This is a genomic window from Sinorhizobium chiapasense (assembly GCF_036488675.1).
Taxonomy (GTDB): Bacteria; Pseudomonadota; Alphaproteobacteria; order Rhizobiales; family Rhizobiaceae; genus Sinorhizobium; species Sinorhizobium chiapasense.
The window spans coordinates 1316176-1338233 of the sequence record NZ_CP133148.1; the positions used below are offsets into that span (position 1 = coordinate 1316176).

The 22058-nt window shown below is 61.7% G+C and carries 23 protein-coding genes; 19 read left to right on the top strand and 4 right to left on the bottom strand.

Annotated features, from left to right (window positions below):
- Nucleotides 1-191 precede the first annotated feature (191 nt).
- Both RB548_RS06370 and RB548_RS06375 read left to right on the top strand, forming a co-directional pair.
- Nucleotides 192-1121 carry an alpha/beta hydrolase gene (locus tag RB548_RS06370; protein ID WP_331374134.1) on the top strand — a complete coding sequence of 310 codons (930 nt, stop codon included), beginning with the start codon at nucleotides 192-194 and terminating at the stop codon, nucleotides 1119-1121.
- Nucleotides 1122-1143: 22 nt separating this feature from the next.
- On the top strand, nucleotides 1144-2466 hold the full coding sequence (locus RB548_RS06375; protein WP_331374135.1) for an FAD-binding oxidoreductase: 1323 nt from the start codon (nucleotides 1144-1146) through the stop codon (nucleotides 2464-2466).
- Nucleotides 2467-2475: 9 nt separating this feature from the next.
- On the opposite strand, the gene RB548_RS06380 is transcribed toward RB548_RS06375, so the two are convergent.
- Together RB548_RS06380 and RB548_RS06385 are read right to left on the bottom strand one after the other, a co-directional pair.
- Nucleotides 2476-3075 (bottom strand): YceI family protein, encoded by a 600-nt coding sequence (locus RB548_RS06380; RefSeq protein WP_331374136.1) that lies wholly within the window; start codon nucleotides 3073-3075, stop codon nucleotides 2476-2478.
- 3 nt (nucleotides 3076-3078) lie between these two features.
- Nucleotides 3079-3699 carry a cytochrome b gene (locus RB548_RS06385; protein ID WP_331374137.1) on the bottom strand — a complete coding sequence of 207 codons (621 nt, stop codon included), beginning with the start codon at nucleotides 3697-3699 and terminating at the stop codon, nucleotides 3079-3081.
- A 223-nt stretch (nucleotides 3700-3922) separates the two neighbouring features.
- On the opposite strand from RB548_RS06385, the gene tpiA reads away from it, so the two are divergent.
- The 17 genes from tpiA (at nucleotide 3923) to RB548_RS06470 (ending at nucleotide 20160) form a co-directional block, all read left to right on the top strand.
- Nucleotides 3923-4693, top strand: a complete 771-nt coding sequence (tpiA, locus tag RB548_RS06390; RefSeq protein WP_331374138.1) for a triose-phosphate isomerase — start codon at nucleotides 3923-3925, stop codon at nucleotides 4691-4693.
- Between the two features lie 133 nt (nucleotides 4694-4826).
- Nucleotides 4827-5294: a preprotein translocase subunit SecG gene (secG, locus tag RB548_RS06395; protein ID WP_331374139.1), complete on the top strand. Its 468-nt coding sequence runs from the start codon at nucleotides 4827-4829 to the stop codon at nucleotides 5292-5294.
- Between the two features lie 137 nt (nucleotides 5295-5431).
- The gene (locus RB548_RS06400) at nucleotides 5432-7069 is read left to right on the top strand and encodes a CTP synthase (protein ID WP_331374896.1); all 1638 of its coding nucleotides are present in this window, start codon (nucleotides 5432-5434) and stop codon (nucleotides 7067-7069) included.
- 155 nt (nucleotides 7070-7224) lie between these two features.
- Nucleotides 7225-8115 carry a VOC family protein gene (locus RB548_RS06405; RefSeq protein WP_331374140.1) on the top strand — a complete coding sequence of 297 codons (891 nt, stop codon included), beginning with the start codon at nucleotides 7225-7227 and terminating at the stop codon, nucleotides 8113-8115.
- Nucleotides 8115-8957, top strand: coding sequence for a 3-deoxy-8-phosphooctulonate synthase (kdsA, locus tag RB548_RS06410; protein ID WP_331374141.1), 843 nt, complete (start codon nucleotides 8115-8117; stop codon nucleotides 8955-8957). Before RB548_RS06405 ends, kdsA begins: the two co-directional genes overlap by 1 nt.
- A gap of 130 nt (nucleotides 8958-9087) precedes the next feature.
- Nucleotides 9088-10362 (top strand): phosphopyruvate hydratase, encoded by a 1275-nt coding sequence (eno, locus tag RB548_RS06415; RefSeq protein ID WP_331374142.1) that lies wholly within the window; start codon nucleotides 9088-9090, stop codon nucleotides 10360-10362.
- A gap of 281 nt (nucleotides 10363-10643) precedes the next feature.
- The gene (locus tag RB548_RS06420; RefSeq protein ID WP_331374143.1) at nucleotides 10644-10964 is read left to right on the top strand and encodes an FtsB family cell division protein; all 321 of its coding nucleotides are present in this window, start codon (nucleotides 10644-10646) and stop codon (nucleotides 10962-10964) included.
- A gap of 134 nt (nucleotides 10965-11098) precedes the next feature.
- Nucleotides 11099-12145, top strand: coding sequence for a pyruvate dehydrogenase (acetyl-transferring) E1 component subunit alpha (gene pdhA / locus RB548_RS06425; protein ID WP_331374144.1), 1047 nt, complete (start codon nucleotides 11099-11101; stop codon nucleotides 12143-12145).
- A 17-nt stretch (nucleotides 12146-12162) separates the two neighbouring features.
- Entirely contained in the window at nucleotides 12163-13536 is a 1374-nt protein-coding gene (locus tag RB548_RS06430; RefSeq protein ID WP_331374145.1) for a pyruvate dehydrogenase complex E1 component subunit beta, read from the top strand.
- 15 nt (nucleotides 13537-13551) lie between these two features.
- The gene (locus RB548_RS06435) at nucleotides 13552-14889 is read left to right on the top strand and encodes a pyruvate dehydrogenase complex dihydrolipoamide acetyltransferase (protein WP_331374146.1); all 1338 of its coding nucleotides are present in this window, start codon (nucleotides 13552-13554) and stop codon (nucleotides 14887-14889) included.
- 56 nt (nucleotides 14890-14945) lie between these two features.
- Nucleotides 14946-15587 (top strand): SGNH/GDSL hydrolase family protein, encoded by a 642-nt coding sequence (locus RB548_RS06440; RefSeq protein ID WP_331374147.1) that lies wholly within the window; start codon nucleotides 14946-14948, stop codon nucleotides 15585-15587.
- A gap of 2 nt (nucleotides 15588-15589) precedes the next feature.
- Nucleotides 15590-16171 (top strand): GNAT family N-acetyltransferase, encoded by a 582-nt coding sequence (locus RB548_RS06445; RefSeq protein WP_331374148.1) that lies wholly within the window; start codon nucleotides 15590-15592, stop codon nucleotides 16169-16171.
- Nucleotides 16172-16189: 18 nt separating this feature from the next.
- On the top strand, nucleotides 16190-17635 hold the full coding sequence (lpdA, locus tag RB548_RS06450) for a dihydrolipoyl dehydrogenase (RefSeq protein ID WP_331374149.1): 1446 nt from the start codon (nucleotides 16190-16192) through the stop codon (nucleotides 17633-17635).
- Nucleotides 17636-17710: 75 nt separating this feature from the next.
- Nucleotides 17711-17962: a GlsB/YeaQ/YmgE family stress response membrane protein gene (locus RB548_RS06455; protein ID WP_180940923.1), complete on the top strand. Its 252-nt coding sequence runs from the start codon at nucleotides 17711-17713 to the stop codon at nucleotides 17960-17962.
- Between the two features lie 133 nt (nucleotides 17963-18095).
- Entirely contained in the window at nucleotides 18096-19067 is a 972-nt protein-coding gene (gene lipA / locus RB548_RS06460) for a lipoyl synthase (RefSeq protein ID WP_331374150.1), read from the top strand.
- A 76-nt stretch (nucleotides 19068-19143) separates the two neighbouring features.
- Nucleotides 19144-19701: a P-loop NTPase family protein gene (locus tag RB548_RS06465; protein WP_331374151.1), complete on the top strand. Its 558-nt coding sequence runs from the start codon at nucleotides 19144-19146 to the stop codon at nucleotides 19699-19701.
- A gap of 9 nt (nucleotides 19702-19710) precedes the next feature.
- Entirely contained in the window at nucleotides 19711-20160 is a 450-nt protein-coding gene (locus RB548_RS06470) for a type II toxin-antitoxin system RatA family toxin (protein WP_331374152.1), read from the top strand.
- Here RB548_RS06470 and RB548_RS06475 read toward each other — a convergent pair.
- Complete coding sequence (locus RB548_RS06475) at nucleotides 20148-20645, bottom strand: CinA family protein (RefSeq protein ID WP_331374897.1); 498 nt, start codon at nucleotides 20643-20645, stop codon at nucleotides 20148-20150. The two genes, RB548_RS06470 and RB548_RS06475, sit on opposite strands and share 13 nt — an antisense overlap.
- Nucleotides 20645-21880 carry a bifunctional 2-C-methyl-D-erythritol 4-phosphate cytidylyltransferase/2-C-methyl-D-erythritol 2,4-cyclodiphosphate synthase gene (locus RB548_RS06480; RefSeq protein WP_408642398.1) on the bottom strand — a complete coding sequence of 412 codons (1236 nt, stop codon included), beginning with the start codon at nucleotides 21878-21880 and terminating at the stop codon, nucleotides 20645-20647. Before RB548_RS06480 ends, RB548_RS06475 begins: the two co-directional genes overlap by 1 nt.
- Nucleotides 21881-22058 lie beyond the last annotated feature (178 nt).

The window sequence follows — 22058 nt, forward strand, 5'->3', positions numbered from 1 at the left end:
TGTCGTCTGGCGTCGCGAAGGCACATAGCAAGAGCCGGACGCTGCCGCCATCTTTGTGTCGCGCGAATCACCCGAATTTTGCCAGAGTATTGCGCCAGGCGCGAACAAAAGGCGAATTCCGGTATCTTGGGCAGGCAGAATACCGTAAGAGCGTCGGCAATCTGCTTCAGTGTTGCTTTGCGGAAATGGCAATGGCAAGGCACCTGCCTAATGAGGGAGCCCGTCGGCTGTTTATGTCCACAACTGTTTTTTCCGCCCGGCGCTTGATGCCCGCACTTATGCTCCCGAGCCTTCTTCTTGTCGGCTTCGCTGCCGAGGCGGCGGCCCTGAAGCCATACAAGGACGAACTGTTCGCCTATGGCAATGTGCTCGAAGAGGCCGATGGCGGCGATTTCCGTGTCATCGACTACAAGGAACTGCGCGATATCAACGGCCGCGACCAGATCCCGGAACGGCGCGTCAAGCGCGCCTACGTCTCCCTTGGCATCAAGAGCGCACAGGTCAATGAGACGCTCGACCTTGGGGGGCTCTCGCTCGATGTCATGCGCGTCGGCCCCGATCGCGGCGCCGCATTCACGGTGATCTTCATCCACGGCCGCGGTGGCGACCGGCGTCTCGGTGCCAACGATTTTTCCTTCGGCGGTAACTTCAATCGCCTCAAGAATCTCGCCGCCGCCAATGGCGGCACCTATTATGCGCCCAGCGTGCGGTCCTTCGATGCCGCAGGCGTGGCCGATGTCTCGGCGCTGATCCGCTTCGCGGCCGAGCGTTCCGGCGGCGGGCCGGTCGTGCTCTCCTGCGCATCGATGGGGAGCTTCATCTGCTGGGGCGTCGCGCGCGACCAGACAGCGGTGTCGGCTCTCGGTGGCATGATGATCATGGGGGGCGCCTCCGATCCGAGCTTTGCAGAGAGTGCCGCCTATAAGGCGCGGTTGCCGATGTTTTTCAGCCACGGCAGCCGCGACAGCGTTTATCGTGCCGAGGATCAGGTTGCGCTCTATCGCTCGCTCAAGTCGAAGGATTATCCGACACGCTTCGTGCTGTTCGAGACGGGTTCGCATGGCACGCCGGTACGCATGACCGACTGGCGCGATGCACTGAACTGGATCGCGAGCCGATAGGAAATTCTGAAGTGGACCCGCGATGAAGATGGATGAGTTTGGGCGTTCCGATCCGACAGAGCGTCGGCCGCAGCGGACCGTGTCGCCGGACGATTACGAGGATCGGATCGGCTCGATCGAACCGATGGCATACCTGCCTTTGGGCAGTGGTCTAAGTTTCGGCGACAGCCGCCGCAACGATCGCGGCACTCTCATTGACGGTTCGAGACACAACCGCATTCTGGCCTTCGATCCGGGAACGGGGCGGATTTCGTGCGAGGGTGGCGTCACACTCCACGACATCCTTCTGCGAGCGATCCCGCACCGCTTCTTTCTGCCGGTGACTCCGGGCACGGCTTTCGCGACAATCGGCGGTGCCGTCGCCAATGACGTCCACGGCAAGAACCACCATGCTCGCGGCACCTTCGGCAATCATGTCCAGCGCATTACGCTGCTGCGTTCGACCGGCGAACGGCTGGTTTGCTCAGCCGAGGAGAACGCCGACCTCTTTGCCGCGACGATCGGGGGCATCGGGCTGACGGGCCTGATACTTACGGTCGATCTTCGGCTGATGAAGGTGCCGTCGCCGCATATCCAGCAGCATGTGATCCGCTTCGACAACCTCGACGACTATTTCGCACGCGTCGAGCGCGTCGACGAAGAGCATGAATATTCAATGGCCTGGATCGACCAGCTCGCGACCGGGCGTCGTATGGGAAGGGGCCTTTTTCTTGCCGGTGATCACGCAGATGGATCCTGCGAGTTTCCCGATATTCCCAAGAGATTGCCGCTTTCCGTACCGTTCTCCCTGCCGTTCAATCCCCTGAACACGGTGACCATGAGGGCAGTGAACGAATACCGCTTTCGTCGGGAAAGGCGCGCTGAGACCATTTCGACGATGACATGGAACTCCTACTTCCATCCGCTGGATGAGATCGGTTCCTGGCATCGGCTCTATGGCCCAGGCGGGCCGCGCCAGCATCAGAGTGTCTATCCTTCGGAGAATGCGCCGGAAACCACCGCGCGGCTACTGGAGACAGCGCGCCGCGCCGGGCATGCATCGTTTCTGACGGTGCTGAGACGCTTTGGAGACATCGCCTCGTGCGGCCCTCTTTCATTTGCGCGACCCGGTTTTGCCTTGACGTTGGATTTAGCCAATCGAGGTGAAGCAACGGCTACCCTCTTGGATGCTCTTGACCGCATCGTCGTGGACGCTGGAGGCGCGGTAAATCCCTGCTTTGACACGCGGATGAGCCCGGAAGTCTTCGAAGCTTCGTTTCCCCACTGGGAAAAGCTCGAGGCGTTGCGCGACCCCGCCATGGCGTCGGACTTCTGGCGGCGCACTGCGCTGAGCTTGAAGAGATGAGGGCAGGGATCAACGCCTCTGCCCTCTTATGTTCATGTCGAACTTGACCACGTTGGAGTAGATCGGTGTTCCGACGTCCATGCCGTAGGGTGCGCGGCGGATGCTGCCGCGGATGGTAAAAGCGATCGAGCGCTTGTTCCAGTCGGTGAGCGTCACCTCAAAGCGCTCCTTGCGGGCCTTGCCGCGAGCCGTCAGCGTACCCACCACGGTTGCCGAATCGGCTCCGGTCTGTGTGACGCTGGTGGATCGGAAGGTCACCGTCTGATAGTTGGCCGTGTCGAAGACGGCGCTTGAGCGCAGGAAGTCCTCGACCCGTCGCTCACTGGACTTTACGCTCTCCGGATAGAGGGTGAACTCGACCGAAGACCGTTCGATGTTGCTGCCATCTATCCGGAAGCCGCCGGAGAACTTTGCGAACTTGCCGGCAATGCCGCCGCCGCCTCCGGCCTGCGCGACGCTGAACTGGACGGTCGAAGAGCTGGCGATGCGGTAGTTGCCGGCCGCGTCGGCAAGCGCCGGAGCGGCCGCTGCAGCCGCCGGCGTCGTTGCCATGGCGAGAAGCGCGAACGACCATATCGCATTAAAAAAAGGCCTGCGTGGAGTCATCATGGATCATTTCCTCTCGACGATGGTGTCGTCGTTCTCTTGAGTGTTGAATGTCTTGGCATCGCTTGGGCGGGGGCTAGGGCGAAGCATGCGGACGAGGACTTCGTCTCGCCGCAGGAAATGATGGTAGAACGCCGCCGCCGCGTGCCCCGCGACCAGCCCAAGCGTAAGATAGGCGAGCAGCGCGTGGGCGAAGGTCCAGAAAGCCTCCGAAGCTTCCGATTGCCGGAGCGGCAGATGCGGAATGACGATCAAATTGAAATAGAAGCTTGGGATATTCAGCGTCGAAGTCGACACGACGGCCCAGCCGCCCAGCGCCACGATCAGCGCGAGAACAATCAGCGCCCTATGCATGATCTGGGCCGCCGTATGCTCCAGCGGGCCGAGGCCCGGAGGGGGAGCCGGACTGCGTTCGATGGACCACCACACGGCCCGAAGGACCGCCAGTCCCAGCACGGTGAAGCCGAAGGATTTGTGCCACTGATAGAGGGAGAACTGCAAAGCCGGATCGATCTCGGTGCGTCGCATGACGAAGCCGAGAAGGATGAGGCCGAGGATCAGCACCGCAATCGTCCAGTGGAGGACGATCGTCACCGCGCCATATCCTCTCTCGCTGTTGCGCAACATAGCGCTCTCCGGGTGAAGAAGCCAATTCCTCCTCGCCACCGTACAGTCACCCTTATGAGACGCCCAAAGCTTGGCTTTTATTCGCTCCGTGGTTCAATTCGCGTTGAACGAACTGGCACAACGGCGGCGCGAAGGCCGGAATAATCCGGTCCGGGTGCTTTTTTTTGCCCGGGCGATTTGCTAGGCCGCTTGCCGGAGAAGAGACCCGACACGGAGGAATTTCATGACGCCCGATATCCGCCCGCTCGTTGCCGGAAACTGGAAGATGAACGGAACACGCGCCTCGCTCGGCCAGATCAAGGCGATGGCGGAGGGCGTCAAGGGCAGTCTGTCCGAGAAGGTGGAAACGCTGATCTGCCCGCCGGCAACGCTGCTCTACGTCGCAACCGCACTTTGCGACGACAGTCCTCTGATGATCGGCGCCCAGGATTGCCATCAGAAACAATCCGGTGCCCACACGGGAGATATTTCCGCCGAGATGATCGCCGATTGCTTCGGCACTCATGTCATCGTCGGCCATTCCGAACGCCGCACAGATCATGCCGAGAGCGACGCACTGGTGCGCGCCAAGACCGAAGCCGCTCATGCGGCCGGCCTTCTCGCCATCGTTTGCGTCGGCGAAACCGGCGAGGAGCGCAAGGACGGCAAGACACTCGACGTCCTGAAGCGCCAGCTCGCCGAAAGCGTGCCGGATGGCGCGACTGCGGAGAGCACCGTCATCGCCTACGAGCCCGTCTGGGCGATTGGCACAGGCCTGACGCCGACGGCGTCCGATGTCGAGGAAGCTCATGCCTTCATGCGCAGCGAACTGGTCTCGCGCTTCGGCGCCGCCGGCGCCAAGATGCGGATCCTCTATGGCGGTTCGGTCAAGCCCGGCAACGCCAAGGAGTTGATGGGAGTTGCCAATGTGGACGGTGCCCTGATCGGCGGTGCGAGCTTGAAAGCGGAAGACTTTCTCGCCATCTACAGCGCATATGAAGAATTGACCGCCTGATTGCTCTCCCGCGCCGGCAGGGGCTTGGAATAGCGAACGGCTTGGTATAAACAGGCGCCAAATTTGCGCCCGGCCTTGCCGTGTTTCGCGCCGGGTTTGATTCGTGTGCCCAAGAGGGCAGGACTGGAAGCTGATGCAGACCGTACTACTCGTCATTTATCTCATGGTCGTCGTCGCCCTGATCGGCGTCGTTCTCATCCAGCGTTCCGAAGGCGGCGGTCTCGGTATTGGCGGCGGTTCGGGCTTCATGTCTGCTCGCGGTACGGCCAACGCGCTGACCCGCACGACAGCCGTTCTCGCCTTGCTCTTCTTCGGCCTGGCGCTCGCAATGGGCATTCTCTCCCGCTATGAGCCGCAGGCGACTGACATTCTCGACCGGATTCCGGGCACGAGTTCGAGCGGCGGTGGTGTCCTCGATTCGCTGGGCGGTGGTCAGACGCCTCCGGCTGGCGGCAACACGCAGCAGCCGGCTAACGGCGCCGCGCCGACCGATGGTGCTGCTCCCGCGGGTCAGGCACCCGCCGGTGCCGCACCGGCGCCCCAGGCGCCCGCAAACGGCGCCAACGGCAATACGGGATCGCAAGTTCCGAGCGGCCAGTAACGCCGCAAATCAGAAGAACCCACCGGCGGATGCTTCATCCGCCGGTTTTGTTTTGTGTGAAATCCGTCCCCTCCCAAGACGAAAAATTCCTGAAAGCGAATTTTTCGGTGGCGGAATCGTTTGTGAAAAGGTATCCGGTGACTCCCATGGCGCGATATGTATTCATCACTGGCGGCGTGGTTTCCTCCCTCGGTAAAGGCATCGCTGCGGCCGCTCTTGGAGCGTTGCTGCAGGCGCGTGGCTACCGGGTGAGACTGCGTAAGCTCGACCCCTACCTCAACGTCGATCCGGGCACGATGAGCCCGACCCAGCACGGTGAGGTGTTCGTCACCGACGACGGGGCGGAGACAGATCTCGATCTCGGTCACTACGAGCGCTTCACGGGGCGTTCGGCCACGAAGACCGACAACATCACGACCGGTCGGATCTACAAGAACATCATCGACAAGGAGCGGCGCGGCGACTATCTCGGCGCGACGGTTCAGGTGATCCCGCACGTCACCAATGAAATCAAGAATTTCGTCACCGAGGGCAATGACGATTACGACTTCGTCATTTGCGAGATCGGCGGTACCGTCGGCGACATCGAAGCGATGCCGTTTATGGAGGCGATCCGCCAGCTCGGCAACGATCTGCCGCGCGGCACCGCCGTCTACGTCCATCTGACGCTGATGCCCTATATCCCGGCGGCGGGCGAGCTCAAGACCAAGCCGACGCAGCATTCGGTCAAGGAACTGCAGGCGCTCGGCATCCATCCGGACATCCTGCTCGTTCGCGCCGATCGCGAGATCCCGGAAGCCGAGCGTCGCAAGCTGTCGCTCTTCTGCAACGTTCGTCAGTCCGCCGTAATCCAGGCGCTCGATGTCGCCTCGATCTATGATGTGCCGATCGCCTATCACAAGGAGGGCCTCGACAACGAGGTTCTCGCCGCGTTCGGTATAGAGCCGGCGCCGAAGCCGCGCATGGAGGCCTGGGAGAACGTCGCCCATCGCATCCGTACGCCGGAAGGCGAAGTCACGATCGCCATCGTCGGCAAGTATACCGGCCTCAAGGACGCCTATAAGTCGCTGATCGAGGCGCTCTATCACGGCGGCATCGCCAATCAAGTCAAGGTCAAGCTTGAATGGATCGAGTCGGAAATCTTCGAAAAGGAAGATCCGGCGCCTTATCTCGAAAAGGTTCACGGCATCCTCGTCCCCGGCGGGTTCGGCGAACGCGGCTCCGAAGGCAAGATCAACGCCGCCCGCTTTGCGCGGGAGCGGAAGGTGCCCTATTTCGGCATCTGCTTCGGGATGCAGATGGCGGTGGTCGAGGCCGCCCGCAATCTCGCCGGCATCGAGAAGGCCTCTTCGACCGAATTCGGCCCGACCAAGGAGCCGGTCGTCGGCCTGATGACCGAATGGGTGAAGGGCAACGAACTTGAAAAGCGTTCGGCGTCCGGCGATCTCGGCGGCACCATGCGGCTCGGCGCCTATCGGGCAACCCTCAAGCAGAATACCAAGATAGCCGACATCTACGGATCGACGGATATCTCCGAGCGGCATCGCCACCGTTACGAGGTCAATATCGATTACAAGGAGCGGCTGGAAGCCTGTGGCCTCGTCTTCTCCGGCATGTCGCCAGACGGCGTCTTGCCTGAGACGGTCGAATATCAGGACCATCCCTGGTTCATCGGCGTTCAGTACCACCCGGAACTGAAGTCTCGGCCGCTCGATCCGCACCCGCTGTTTGCGAGCTTCGTCGAGGCGGCGCTGGAGCAGTCACGTCTCGTCTGACGCGTCACTGGTCAGGCTCTCGTTCTTTGCGGCCGGTCCTCGAGGACCGGCCGTTTCCGTTTTCGGTATGGCCCGGCGCCTACCGAACGGCCGCGCTTGCAATCAGCTGGCAAAAGTTGCAAACAGCGACGGAACCGGCCATCAGGGAACACGCCATGAGCTTATCCAAGCGCACCACCCGCCCGCTCGATCATCTCGTGCTGCCGGTGGTCGAGCTTGCGCAAGCGAGGCGGCGTTTGAGCGATCTCGGCTTTGTGGTCGCCGACGATGCACGCCATCCCTTCGGCACCGAGAATGCGTGCGTGTTCTTCGCCGACAACACCTATCTGGAGCCGCTTGCCATCGCGTCACGCGAGGAGTGTGAGGAGGCGGCGCTCGCGGGCAATGCCTTTGTCGCGCGCGACCAGGCGTTCCGCTTCCGTCAGGGCCCCGAAGGCCTGTCGGCGATCGTTGTTGGAACATCTGATGCCGCGTCCGATCATATGCGGTTTCGCGCAAGCGGCATCTCCGGCGGCGACATGCTGGAGTTCTCGCGGCCGATGCGGCTGCCGGACGGCCGGGAAGGCCTTGGCTCCTTCCGGCTGGCTTTTGCCGCCGATCTCCGCTCCCCGGATTTCTTCCTCTTCAGTTGTCAGCGCATTCGTGCCCTGCCGGTCGACCAGACCGCGCTTCAACGTCATGAAAACGGCGTCCTTGGCATTGCCGAAGTCGTGCTGTCGGAACCCAATCCCACCGATTTCCAGTATCTGCTGCAGGAGGGCGTCGATGACCGTGAGGTTTCGGCTCACTCCTTCGGCATGGATATTCAAACCGGCAATGCCAAGCTTACGGTGCTGAACGTTGCCGGAATGGAGGCCTTTTTCGGCCGTTCGGTTAATGGCGCCGAACGCGGCCTGCGCGGGCGCGCCGTCGTGTTCCGTGTCGCCGATATCGAGGCGACGCGCGCGCTCTTCGCCAGGAACGATATCGAGTTTGCAGAAATGGGCGGGCGCCTCATTGTCCCGGAAGCGCCGGGGCAAGGGGTGATTTTCGCATTTGGAGTGTGATGATGGAAACCAATGCCAGGGTTGTCGTCGGCGAGGGTGCCGGCCAGGTGGTCTTTTCGCAGAAGGAGCGGCTGGCGCTGATTGCCGGTCCCTGCCAGATGGAGAGCCGCGACCATGCCTTCATGATAGCGGGAAAGCTCGTCGAGCTCTGCAAGTCGCTCGGTCTCGGTCTCGTGTACAAGTCTTCTTTCGACAAGGCGAACCGCACCTCGCTCTCCGGCAAGCGCGGCATCGGACTCGAAAGCGCAATGGAGATTTTTGCCGACCTCAAGAAGGAGTTTGGCTTTCCGGTATTGACCGACATTCACACCGAAGAGCAATGCGCGATCGTCGCTGAGACGGTCGATATCCTGCAGATCCCGGCCTTTCTGTCGCGGCAGACCGACCTGCTCGTCGCGGCAGCCAATACCGGCCGCACGATCAACGTCAAGAAGGGCCAGTTCCTCGCGCCCTGGGATATGAAGAACGTGCTTGCCAAATTCACGATGAGCGGCAATCCGAATGTCCTTTTGTGCGAGCGCGGAGCTTCGTTCGGCTACAACACGCTGGTCTCCGACATGCGCTCGCTGCCGATCATGGCGGCACTGGGCGCGCCGGTGATCTTTGACGCCACCCATTCGGTGCAGCAGCCGGGCGGGCAGGGCGGATCGTCCGGTGGCCAGCGCGAGTTCGTCGAGACCCTGGCGCGCGCGGCGGTCGCTGTCGGCGTGGCCGGTGTCTTCATCGAGACCCACGAAGACCCTGACAACGCGCCTTCGGATGGCCCCAATATGGTGCACTTGAAGGATATGCCGCGGCTTCTCGAGAAGCTGCTTGCCTTCGATCGGATCGCCAAGGCCTGAGTGGGCCTTCGTGAAATTTTTATGAACCGCAAGGGCGCTTTGGCATTTGCATTCCGCGCGCCGTTGTAATTTCGGGGCCATGAATTAAGACAGGCCCGACCATACCGTCGTCCTAACCAGGGAAGAGATCATGACTGCAATCATCGACATCATCGGCCGCGAAATTCTGGATAGCCGCGGCAACCCGACCGTCGAGGTCGACGTTCATCTCGAAGACGGTAGTTTCGGCCGTGCGGCTGTTCCGTCGGGCGCCTCGACCGGTGCCCACGAGGCAGTCGAGCTGCGCGATGGCGGCACCCGCTACCTCGGCAAGGGTGTCGAGCGCGCGGTCGAAGCGGTCAATGGAGAGATCTTCGAGGCGATCGGTGGCCTGGACGCCGAAAACCAGATTCAGATCGACAAGACCATGATCGAGCTCGACGGCACGGCGAACAAGTCACGCCTCGGCGCCAACGCCATTCTCGGCGTCTCCCTGGCGGTTGCGAAGGCCGCGGCCGAAGCGGCAGGCCTGCCGCTCTACCGCTATGTCGGCGGCCCCAACGCACATCTCCTGCCGGTTCCGATGATGAATATCATCAACGGCGGTGCGCATGCCGACAACCCGATCGACTTCCAGGAGTTCATGATCATGTCGGTCGGCGCGGAAACGCTGAAGGACGCCGTGCGCATGGGCTCGGAAGTCTTCCACACGCTGAAGAAGCAGCTGGCTGCCGATGGCCACAACACCAATGTCGGCGACGAAGGTGGCTTCGCGCCGGGCCTGGCTTCCGCACCTGCTGCCCTCGACTTCATCATGAAGTCGATCGAGAAGGCCGGCTACAAGCCGGGCGAGGATATGTATGTTGCGCTCGACTGCGCCTCGACGGAGTTCTTCAAGGACGGCAAGTACGTGCTGGAAGGCGAGGGCCGCACGCTCGAGCCGGGAGCCATGGCGGAATATCTCGCCGAACTCGCCGCCAAGTATCCGATCATCTCGATCGAGGACGGTATGGCCGAGGACGACTGGGACGGCTGGAAGGCGTTGACCGACAAGATCGGCTCCAAGGTTCAGCTCGTCGGCGACGATCTCTTCGTCACCAACTCGGCTCGCCTGCGCGACGGCATCAAGATGGGCGTCGCCAACTCCATCCTGGTCAAGGTCAACCAGATCGGCTCGCTCTCCGAAACGCTCGATGCGGTCGAGACGGCCCACAAGGCCCGCTACACCGCCGTGATGTCGCACCGTTCCGGCGAAACCGAGGACTCGACGATTGCCGATCTCGCCGTCGCTACCAATTGCGGGCAAATCAAGACCGGCTCTCTCGCGCGCTCCGACCGGCTTGCCAAGTACAACCAGCTGATCCGCATCGAGGAGCAGCTCGGCCTGCAGGCAAAATACGCCGGCCGCTTGATCCTGCGCGGTTAATAGCGTCCGGCAGCAGAATCCGGGCATTCAGTCCGCTGATTGCCCCTCATCCCGCTGCCGCGACCTTCTCCCCGTCTAGACGGGGAGAAGGGACTCGTGGCGCTGCCTCAGTCCCCTCGGGGAGAGGGTTAGGGCGAGGGCGGAGTCACATCCGTTTCCGCTTGTCTTTATCCCGTCTGCCTCATGGCAGGCGGGTTTCCTTTTCCTTGCCATTCATGGTCAACGGTCGGTTAATCAATCGACGTTAGTCTTCCCTCGTATTGCGTATCAGGGCATGGACCATGTGGACACGGCATCACAAGAAACGGAGATTGGGGCGGCTGGTTGTGCCGGTCATGGCGGTCGCCTTTCTTTCCTATTTCGGCTATCATTCGATCCATGGAGGCTACGGCCTGAGGGCGACGGAGGAGTTCGACCGCCAGATTGCCGTGCGGCAAGCCCGATTGGATGAGCTCACTCATCAGCGAAAAATCCTGGAAAAGGAGGTCCAGCTGATGAGCGACGGTTCGCTGGAACGAGACATGCTGGATGAGAAGGCTCGCCTCGCGCTCAACATGTCGCGGAGCGACGAGATCGTTATTTTTCATCGCGAACAAAATTAACCTAAATTCGGTTAATTTAAAATTCAGAATGAAAATCAAATAGTTACACAGAATGATAGCCATGCAAATATGGCATTGCTGTGTTGCTCTTCTTTCCCTATGGTACGGCAAAGGCTAACCATTGGGAGGAATGAATGGCTCCGCGAAAAACCGCGTCCGTCTCCAGCCGCAAGACCGCTGCCAAGTCCGCAAAAAGGGACTTCGCCGGCGGCACGATCGCCGAATTCTCCAAGGAAGATGATCTCAAAGCCTACCGCGAAATGCTGTTGATCCGGCGTTTCGAGGAAAAGGCCGGCCAGCTTTACGGCATGGGCTTCATCGGCGGCTTCTGTCACCTCTATATCGGCCAGGAAGCCGTCGTGGTCGGCATGCAACTGGCGCTCAAGGAAGGTGATCAGGTCATCACCGGTTACCGTGATCACGGCCACATGCTCGCCTGCGGGATGAGCGCACGCGGCGTGATGGCGGAACTGACCGGCCGTCGCGGCGGCCTTTCCAAGGGGAAAGGCGGCTCGATGCACATGTTCTCCAAGGAAAAGCATTTTTATGGTGGCCACGGCATCGTCGGCGCGCAGGTGTCGCTCGGCACGGGCCTTGCCTTCGCAAACAAGTACCGCGGCAACGACAATGTCAGTCTCGCCTATTTCGGCGACGGTGCTGCCAACCAGGGCCAGGTCTACGAGAGCTTCAACATGGCTGCTCTCTGGAAGTTGCCGGTGATCTACATCGTCGAAAACAACCGTTACGCCATGGGAACGTCCGTGTCCCGTGCATCGGCGCAGACCGATTTCTCGCAGCGCGGCGCCTCCTTCGGGATTCCCGGTTATCAGGTGGACGGCATGGATGTTCGCGCCGTCAAGGCGGCAGCCGACGAAGCGGTTCAACATTGCCGTTCCGGCAAAGGTCCGATCATCCTCGAGATGCTGACCTATCGCTATCGCGGCCACTCGATGTCCGACCCGGCGAAGTACCGGTCGAAGGACGAAGTGCAGAAGATGCGCTCCGAGCATGACCCGATCGAGCAGGTAAAGGCCCGGCTTACGGAAAAGGGCTGGGCGACCGAGGACGAACTGAAGCAGATCGACAAGGATGTTCGCGACATCGTTGCGGACAGTGCCGATTTCGCCCAGTCTGATCCGGAGCCGGATGCGTCCGAGCTCTACACCGACATCCTGCTTTGATCCGGGGAGGCACAAACATGCCAGTAGAAATTCTCATGCCCGCCCTTTCCCCGACGATGGAGGAAGGCACGCTCTCCAAATGGCTGAAGAACGAGGGGGACAAGGTGTCCTCGGGCGACGTCATTGCCGAGATCGAGACCGACAAGGCGACCATGGAAGTGGAAGCGGTCGATGAGGGCACGATCGGCAAGCTCCTGATCGCCGCCGGCACCGAAGGCGTGAAGGTCAATACGCCGATCGCCGTGCTGCTGCAGGATGGCGAGGCTGCCGGCGACATTGCAACGGCGAAGGCCGAGGCGCCGAAGCCGGCTGTGAATGAAGCGCCCGCCGCGGCGCCAGCCCCGGCCCCTATTGCCGCTCAGCCGAAGGCGGAAATTCCTGCCGACCCGGCGATCCCCGCGGGAACGGAAATGGTGTCGATGACGGTGCGCGAGGCGCTTCGCGATGCGATGGCCGAGGAGATGCGCGCCAGTGACGACGTCTTCGTCATGGGTGAGGAAGTCGCCGAATACCAGGGCGCTTACAAGATCACCCAGGGTCTGCTGCAGGAGTTCGGCCCGCGTCGCGTGGTCGACACCCCGATCACCGAACATGGTTTTGCCGGCGTCGGCGTCGGCGCGGCAATGACGGGCCTGCGGCCGATCGTCGAGTTCATGACCTTCAACTTCGCCATGCAGGCGATCGACCAGATCATCAACTCGGCTGCCAAGACGCTCTATATGTCGGGCGGGCAGATGGGCGCGCCGATCGTCTTCCGCGGCCCGAGCGGTGCGGCAGCCCGCGTCGCCGCACAGCACTCGCAGTGCTATGCCGCCTGGTACAGCCACATCCCGGGCCTCAAGGTCGTCATGCCGTACACGGCCGCTGACGCGAAAGGCCTCTTGAAGGCGGCGATCCGCGATCCGAACCCGGTGATTTTCCTCGAAAACGAAATCCTTTACGGTCACTCGTTCGAGGTCCCGAAGCTCGATGATTTCGTGCTGCCGATCGGCAAGGCCCGCATTCATCGCTTCGGCAAGGACGCAACCATCGTTTCCTTCGGCATCGGCATGACCTATGCGGTCAAGGCAGCGGCCGAGCTCGAAGCGCAGGGCATCGACGTCGAGCTCATCGACCTTCGCACGATCCGCCCGATGGATCTTCCGACAGTGATCGAGTCAGTGAAGAAGACCGGCCGTTTGGTCACCGTGGAAGAGGGCTACCCGCAGTCCTCGGTCGGCACTGAAATCGCCACCCGCGTCATGCAGCAGGCCTTCGACTATCTCGATGCGCCGATCTTGACGATCGCCGGCAAGGATGTGCCGATGCCCTATGCCGCAAACCTCGAAAAGCTGGCACTGCCAAGTGTCGCCGAGGTCGTCGATGCCGTGAAATCCGTTTGCTACAAATAATGGGAGGGCGCTTCGATGCCAATCAACATCACGATGCCTGCCCTCTCTCCGACTATGGAAGAAGGCAATCTGGCCAAGTGGCTGGTCAAGGAAGGCGACAAGGTCAAGTCCGGCGATGTCATTGCCGAGATCGAAACCGACAAGGCGACCATGGAAGTGGAAGCCGTCGATGAAGGCACGGTTGCCAAGATCGTCGTGCCGGCTGGCACGGATGGCGTCAAGGTCAACGCCCTGATCGCCGTTCTGGCCGCCGATGGCGAGGACGTGGCGACGGCCGCGAAGGGCAATGGCGCGGCCGCGCCGGCACCCGCAGCAAAAGCCGAAGAACCAGCTCCGGCAGCACCAGCAGCTGCGCCGGCACCGGCCGCGGCACAGCCGGCAGTATCGCCCGCCCCCGCCCCCGCCGCAGCCGATGGCAAGCGGGTCTTCTCTTCGCCGCTGGCGCGCCGCCTTGCCAAGGAAGCGGGCATCGACCTCTCGGCAATCGCCGGGTCCGGCCCGTATGGCCGCGTCGTCAAGAAGGACGTCGAGGCCGCCGTCGTCGGCGGCGGCGCCAAACCGGCCGCAGCGCCCGCGGAAGCGGCTGCACCCGCTCCGGCGGCGCTCGCCAAGGGCATGTCCGAGGATGCCGTGCTCAAGCTCTTCGAGCCGGGTTCCTACGAACTCGTCCCGCATGACGGCATGCGCAAGACCATTGCCAAGCGCCTGCAGGAATCGAAGCAGACAATCCCGCATTTCTATGTTTCGATCGATTGCGAGCTCGACGCCCTACTTGCGCTTCGCGCACAGCTGAATGCCGCTGCTCCGGAGAAGGATGGCAAGTCCGTCTACAAGCTCTCGGTCAACGACATGGTGATCAAGGCGCTGGCGCTGGCGCTGCGCGACGTTCCGGACGCCAACGTCTCCTGGACCGACTCGAACATGGTCAAGCACAAGCACGCCGATGTCGGAGTTGCGGTCTCGATCCCCGGCGGTTTGATCACGCCGATCATCCGCCAGGCAGAGTTGAAGAGCCTTTCGGCCATCTCCAACGAGATGAAGGACTTCGGCAAGCGCGCCAAGGAGCGCAAGCTGAAGCCGGAAGAATACCAGGGCGGCACAACGGCCGTCTCCAACATGGGCATGATGGGCGTCAAGAACTTCGCCGCCGTCGTCAACCCGCCGCATGCGACCATCCTCGCGGTCGGTGCCGGCGAGGAGCGCGTCGTCGTCAAGAACAAGGAAATGGTCGTCGCCAACATGATGACCGTGACGCTCTCCACCGACCATCGCTGCGTCGATGGCGCGCTCGGCGCCGAGCTGCTCGCCGCCTTCAAGCGCTACATCGAAAACCCGATGGGCATGCTGGTCTGATGCGATCCGGACCGGCTATCCAAGCCGGTCCATTCCCCTAAATGCGGGCACAAGCGATGAAGACAGTCCTTTGCTATGGTGACAGTCTGACCTGGGGCTATGACGCGAGCGGCCTCGGCCGGCACGCGTTGCAGGATCGCTGGCCGAGCGTGCTGCAAAAGGCGCTTGGTTCGGACGTGCACGTGATCGCGGAAGGGCTGAACGGCCGCACGACAGCCTATGACGATCATCTCGCGGATTGCGACCGCAACGGGGCCCGCGTCCTGCCGACCGTGCTCCACAGCCACGCGCCCATCGATCTCATGATCTTTTTACTTGGCACCAACGACATGAAGCCGATGATCCACGGCACGGCCTTCGGTGCTGTCAAAGGGATCGCGCGCCTCGTCAATCTCGTCCGGCGGCACGACTGGCCGGTGGAGGCCGAGGAGGGGCCGGACATCCTCATCGTCTCGCCGCCGCCGCTTTGCGAAACCGCGAACAGCGCCTTCGCAGCAATGTATGCGGGCGCTATCGAGCAGTCGGCGATGCTGGCGCCGCTTTACCGCGATCTCGCCGACGAGCTCGATTGCGGCTTTTTCGATGCCGGCTCCGTGGCACAGACCACGCCGCTCGATGGCGTGCATCTCGACGCCGACAACACCCGCGCGATCGGCCGGGGATTGGAACCGGTCGTGCGGATGATGCTCGGGCTCTGACCATGACGGCTGGCGTGACCCTCAGGCCGGCAAGGCGAAGCGAGGCAGCGGAGCTCGCCGTCCTGATTGACATCGCCTCGCACGGATTTGCCGCGTGGCTCTGGTATGGCGGTGTTTTGCGCGGCGTTGCCGAGACGGCGTTCGAACACGGACGCAACAAGCTTCGCGAAGATGTGGGGCGGGGCACATGGTGCGACGCGATCGTTGCCGAAGTTGAGGACGAAATCGCGGGTGTAGCCGTCTCCTACGCAATCGACCCGTCCGTCCACGAAATCGAGGCGAAACATCAGGTGCTCGTCCCGCTGCTTGCTCTGCAGAAGCAGGTTGTCGGCCATTGGTTCATCGATAGCCTCGGGGTCTACAAGCATCGCCGCGGCCGGGGAATCGGCCGCGCATTGCTGGAACATGAGATTGCCCGCGCCGGATCGGCGCCGGTGAGCCTGATCACCGAAAGCCACAATGAAAGGGCTCAGGCGCTTTACAGGATCAACGGCTTCGAGGAGGTGGTGCGCATTGAAGCCGTGCCGCTTTTCGAAGACAGCAGGAAACACGACTGGGTGCTTTTCACCCGAAAGGTCGCTTGAGACAAAGGCAGGAAACATATGGCTGAGAATTACGACGTCATCGTTATCGGTTCGGGTCCGGGGGGCTATGTCACTGCCATCCGTTCGGCGCAGCTTGGCTTGAAGACGGCGATCGTCGAGCGCGAGCACCTCGGCGGCATTTGCCTGAATTGGGGTTGCATCCCGACCAAGGCACTCTTGCGCTCGGCCGAAATTCTCGACCATGCCAACCATGCCAAGAACTACGGCCTGACGCTCGAAGGCAAGATGACCGCCAACGTCAAGGAGGTCGTCGGCCGGTCGCGCGCCGTCTCTGCGCGGTTAACCGGCGGCGTCGCCTTCCTCATGAAGAAGAACAAGGTCGATGTGATCTGGGGCGAGGCGAAGCTCACCAAACCCGGCGAGATCGTCGTCGGTGCGCCCTCGAAGCCGGCGGTCCAGCCGCAAAATCCGGTTCCGAAAGGCGTCAAGGGCGAAGGCACCTATACGGCCAAGCACATCATCATTGCGACCGGCGCCCGGCCGCGCGCACTTCCCGGCATCGAGCCGGACGGCAAGCTGATCTGGACCTATTTCGAGGCGATGAAGCCCGAGGAGATGCCGAAGACTATGCTGGTCATGGGCTCCGGCGCGATCGGCATCGAGTTTGCAAGCTTCTACAAGTCGATGGGCGTTGACGTCACCGTCGTCGAGCTCTTGTCGCAGGTCATGCCCGTCGAGGATGCGGAGATTTCCGCCTTCGCCCGCAAGCAGCTCGAAAAACGCGGCATGAAGATCTTCACCGATGCCAAGGTGACGAAGGTCGAGAAGGGCGCGAACGACGTGACCGCGCATGTCGAAACAAAGGACGGCAAGGTCACGCAGATCAAGGCGGATCGCTTGATTTCTGCCGTCGGCGTCCAGGGCAATATCGAAAACTTGGGCCTCGAGGCGCTGGGCGTCGAGACCAGCCGCGGCTGCATCGTCACCGACGGCTACGGCAAAACCAATGTTGCCGGGATCTATGCGATCGGCGACGTCGCCGGGCCGCCGATGCTGGCACATAAGGCCGAACATGAGGGTGTGATCTGCGTCGAGAAGATCGCCGGCGTGCCGGGCGTTCATGCGCTCGACAAGAACAAGATCCCGGGCTGCACCTACTGCGACCCGCAGGTTGCCTCCGTGGGCCTCACCGAGGCGAAGGCCAAGGAACTCGGCCGCGAGATTCGCGTCGGCCGCTTCAGCTTCGGTGCCAACGGCAAGGCGATCGCGCTCGGCGAGGATCAGGGTCTGGTCAAGACGATCTTCGACAAGAAGACCGGCGAGCTTTTGGGTGCGCACATGGTCGGCGCCGAGGTGACCGAACTCATCCAGGGCTTCGTCGTTGCCATGAACCTGGAGACGACCGAGGAAGAGCTGATGCACACGATCTTCCCGCATCCGACTCTCTCGGAGATGATGAAGGAAAGCGTGCTCGACGCCTACGGCCGGGTATTGAACGCCTGATGACGTGCAGTCGCCCGGAACTTGCGGTATACTCACGCACTGATTGTGTGGCATCTTCAGTGCTCGGAGGTTGTCATGAGCGTGAACGGCGTGGGTATTCTGGCGGCGATCATCATCGGCGGGCTGGCGGGTTGGCTTGCGGAGAGATTTATGAACAGTCAGATGGGACTGTTCGCCAATATTATTCTCGGCATCATCGGCGCGGTCGTCCTGAACTTCATCCTGGCCGCCTTCGGCATGGCCTATACGGGCTGGCTCGCCTATTTGGTCATCGGCTTCATCGGCGCCTGCCTGTTGATTGCCGCTGGGCGCGCCGTCCGAAGGTAGCGCCACGCGAGCCATGCGTCTGCTGTCAGGCCGCCTTGCAACTGGTGGCCTGACTTTTCCTGTCGGGCCGTCTATATAGATCGAAAATGGGCAGTCGGCGCCAAGCCGCGCCCGCCGCGACAAAGGAAAACACATGGTAACGCTTTTCGATGCTGTTTCGGATCGGGCGCAACGCGTCCGTCACCCGGAAAAGGCGCACAAGCCCGACACGGAAGTCCTGCGCAAGCCGGATTGGATCCGCGTTAAGGCGCCGATGTCGAAGGGATACATGGAAACCCGTTCGATCGTGAAGGGCAACAACCTCGTCACCGTCTGCGAGGAAGCTGGCTGCCCGAACATCGGCGAATGTTGGGATAAGAAACACGCGACCTTCATGATCATGGGCGAGATCTGCACGCGCGCCTGTGCTTTCTGCAACGTCTCGACCGGCAAGCCGAATGCGCTCGACATGGAGGAGCCCGCCAACATCGCCAAGGCGGTCAAGCAGATGGGGCTCAGCCACGTCGTCATCACCTCCGTCGACCGCGACGATCTCGATGACGGTGGCGCCGAACACTTTGAAAAGGTTATCTTTGCGATCCGCGAGGCCTCTCCGGAAACGACCATCGAGATCCTGACTCCCGACTTTCTGCGCAAACCCGGCGCGCTGGAGCGCGTGGTCGCCGCCAAGCCAGACGTGTTCAATCACAATCTCGAAACGGTCGCCTCGAACTATCTGACCGTCCGTCCGGGCGCCCGCTATTTCCATTCGATGCGGCTCTTGCAGCGCGTGAAGGAACTGGATCCGTCCATGTTCACCAAGTCCGGCATCATGGTCGGCCTCGGCGAGGAACGGAACGAGGTGCTGCAATTGATGGACGATTTGCGCACCGCCGACGTCGACTTCCTGACGATCGGCCAGTACCTGCAGCCGACCCGCAAGCACCACAAGGTCGAGAAATTCGTGACGCCCGAGGAATTCAAGTCCTACGAGACGGTCGCCTACACGAAGGGCTTCCTGATGGTTTCCTCAAGTCCGCTGACACGCTCGTCGCATCACGCCGGCGATGATTTCGCACGGCTGAGGGCGGCACGCGAGAAGAAGCTCCTGGCCGAAGCGGAATAATTCAGTCTACTGCCGGTGAAAAACAGCCGCGGCGTATCTTCGTCGCGGTTCTTCTATTTGAGGCGAAAGCGGGCAGATGACGGACACGACGCGAGTTGCATCGATTCTCTCGGACGCAAAACGTGTGTTGGTCATTGGCTGCTCGGGCGGTGGCAAGACGACACTTGCCCGCCGGCTGTCGGAACACTGTGACCTCCCTTTTGTTTCGATGGACAGAGAATTCTTTTGGCTGCCGGGATGGACTTCCAGAGCGCGGGAGGAACAAAGAAACCTCATCGCCGCCAAGGTCGCTGAAGCGCGGTGGGTGATGGACGGGACCAATCCGTCGACCTTCGATCTGCGACTGCCTCGCGCCGACGTCGTGCTCTGGGTGAGAATGCCGCGCTTGCTGTGCCTGATAGGTGTGACGCGGCGTTGGCTGAAATGGCGAGGGGCGGCACGGCCGGAAATGGCCGAAGGATGTCCGGAGCGGGTGAGTTGGGAGTTCGTCCGCTACATCTGGACTTTCGAGCGCAAATCCGTTCCACGGATCGAAGAAGGCCTGCAGGAGCACGGACCAGGCGTTCCAGTCCTGCAGATAAGAAGCCGGGCACAAATGCGCGCGCTGCTTGAACTTCTCGCGGCGCGCGCTTAACTGCAAGTCATGCCGCACTTTGAAACCAACCACGTCGTCAAGCATTCGGCCGACCAGATGTTCGATCTCGTCGCCGACGTCGAGCGCTACCCGCAGTTTCTGCCGCTTTGCGAGGCCTTGAGCGTGCGCTCACGCAAGGAGCGCGATGGCAAGGTATTGCTGCTGGCCGATATGACGGTCGGTTACAAGGCTATCCGCGAGACCTTCACGACTCAGGTTCTGCTCAACAAGGCCGAGCGGAAGATCGACGTCAATTATATCGACGGACCGTTCAAATATCTCGACAACGAGTGGCGCTTCGAACCGACCAGCGAGAAGCTGTCGATCGTGCATTTTTACATCGATTACGAATTCAAGAGCCGGCTTTTGGGCGCCTTGATGGGTTCCATGTTCGACCGGGCGTTCCGCATGTTTTCGGAAGCCTTCGAAAAGCGCGCCGACGAGGTCTACGCTTGCTGAGAGATGTCTGCGAGGAGCTCGAGTGCGGTTCTGACGGTTGCCAGTCGAACCACGTCGCGGCCGACCTCGCCATAGCGCATCTCGCGGTGAAGCGTCGCGCCTTTCCGGCTCGCCGCGGCCAGGTGCACGAGCCCTACCGGTTTCTCCACCGAGCCACCACCGGGGCCGGCGATCCCCGTCACGGCGACAGCAACATCCGCCCCTGAATGGAAGACTGCGCCGCGTGCCATTTCGATAGCCGTCTCGCGCGAGACGGCGCCGTGGGCGGCAAGCGTCGCGAGTTCGATCCCGAGCATCTGTATCTTGGCGTCGTTGGAATAAGTGACGAAACCACGGTCGACGACGAGCGACGAGCCGGCAATTTCCGTCAACGCACCCGCAATCAGACCGCCCGTGCAGGACTCCGCCGTCGCGACCTTCAGGTTGCGTGCGGTAAGATCCGTGACGATCTCCCGCGCTTTCTGTTCTATATCGGCTGGCCACATCATGCGTTGCTCCCAGGTACATAGACGACCGTTGCAGTGGCGATTGCCGCGATACCTTCGTTGCGGCCGACGAAACCGAGCTTTTCGTTGGTGGTCGCCTTGATCGAGCAGCGGTCGATGGAGATGCCGAGCATTGCTGCCAGGTTCTCTCGCATCTGGTGGCGGTGTGGCCCGACCTTGGGCGCTTCGGCGATCAGCGATATGTCCGCATTGGTGATTATGCCGCCACGCTTGCGCACGATGCGCGCCGCGTGCTCCAGGAAGATACGCGAAGGCGCACCCTTCCATTGCGGATCCGACGGTGGGAAGTGATCGCCGATATCGCCTGCGCCGCAGGTCGCGAGAAGTGCATCGGTCAGCGCATGCAGCGCGACGTCGGCATCGGAATGGCCCGAGAGTTTGCGGTCGTGCGGGATGAATACGCCGCAAAGCGTGACGCCGTCGCCTTCGATGAGTTGGTGCACGTCGTAGCCATTGCCGGTTCGCACGTCGGGAATCGCGCTGCCTTTGAGCCTTTCATCAGCCATCGAAATATCCCTCCGCAGCGTCAGCTTGATATTGTCCACCGCACCCTCGACCAGGACAACGGGAATGCCCGCCCATTCTGCAATGGACGCATCATCGGTAAAATCCACTTTTGCGCCGGCATTGGCTGCGCGGTGCGCGGAAAGGATCGCTTCCAGCATGAAGCATTGCGGCGTCTGTGCCGCGTAGAGACCAGCCCGCGCGACAGTCTCCTGCACGACTCCATCTGCGCCGGCGCGCTTCAATGTATCGGCGACCGCTATCGCCGGTAGGACCGCATCGGCACCGCCCAGCAGCGCTTGACGGCAGCGATCGAGCAGCGCGTGGTCTGCAAACGGGCGCACCGCGTCGTGGATCATGACGTACTTGGCGCCGGCAGCCGCAATCGCCTCCAGGCCCGCAAGGACCGAAAGCTGTCGCGTCGCTCCTCCATGCACCACGATCAAATCAGCCGGCGCGGGCACGCCCTTCAGAGCAGAGGCAAAGAGTTCCGTGTCGTCCGGATGAATGACGACAACGATCGGTCCCGTTCCGGCCCATGTCGCGAAAGTGTCAAGCGTATGGGCGATAACGGGGCGCCCGCCGATCGTCCGGTACTGCTTTGGCCCTTCGGCCGATTGGCCGGCGCGCTCGCCGCGGCCGGCCGCGACGATGACGACACCACAGGAGAACTGTTCTTCAGGCTGCATCTTATGTATGTGGTCCCGCATTTCGACGCTCTTTCGCTCTGGTCTACCGCGACGGCCCGGCCATTGCCAGCCCTACAGCGCCGTGCGTCTTTTCAGACGCACAAAGGTCGCTGTAGCACTTTGAGTTGCTGCATGTCTTCGTCCTTAAATCGGCTCCGATTTAAGGTGGCATGCAGTACCCATTGCCGGCCATGTGGGG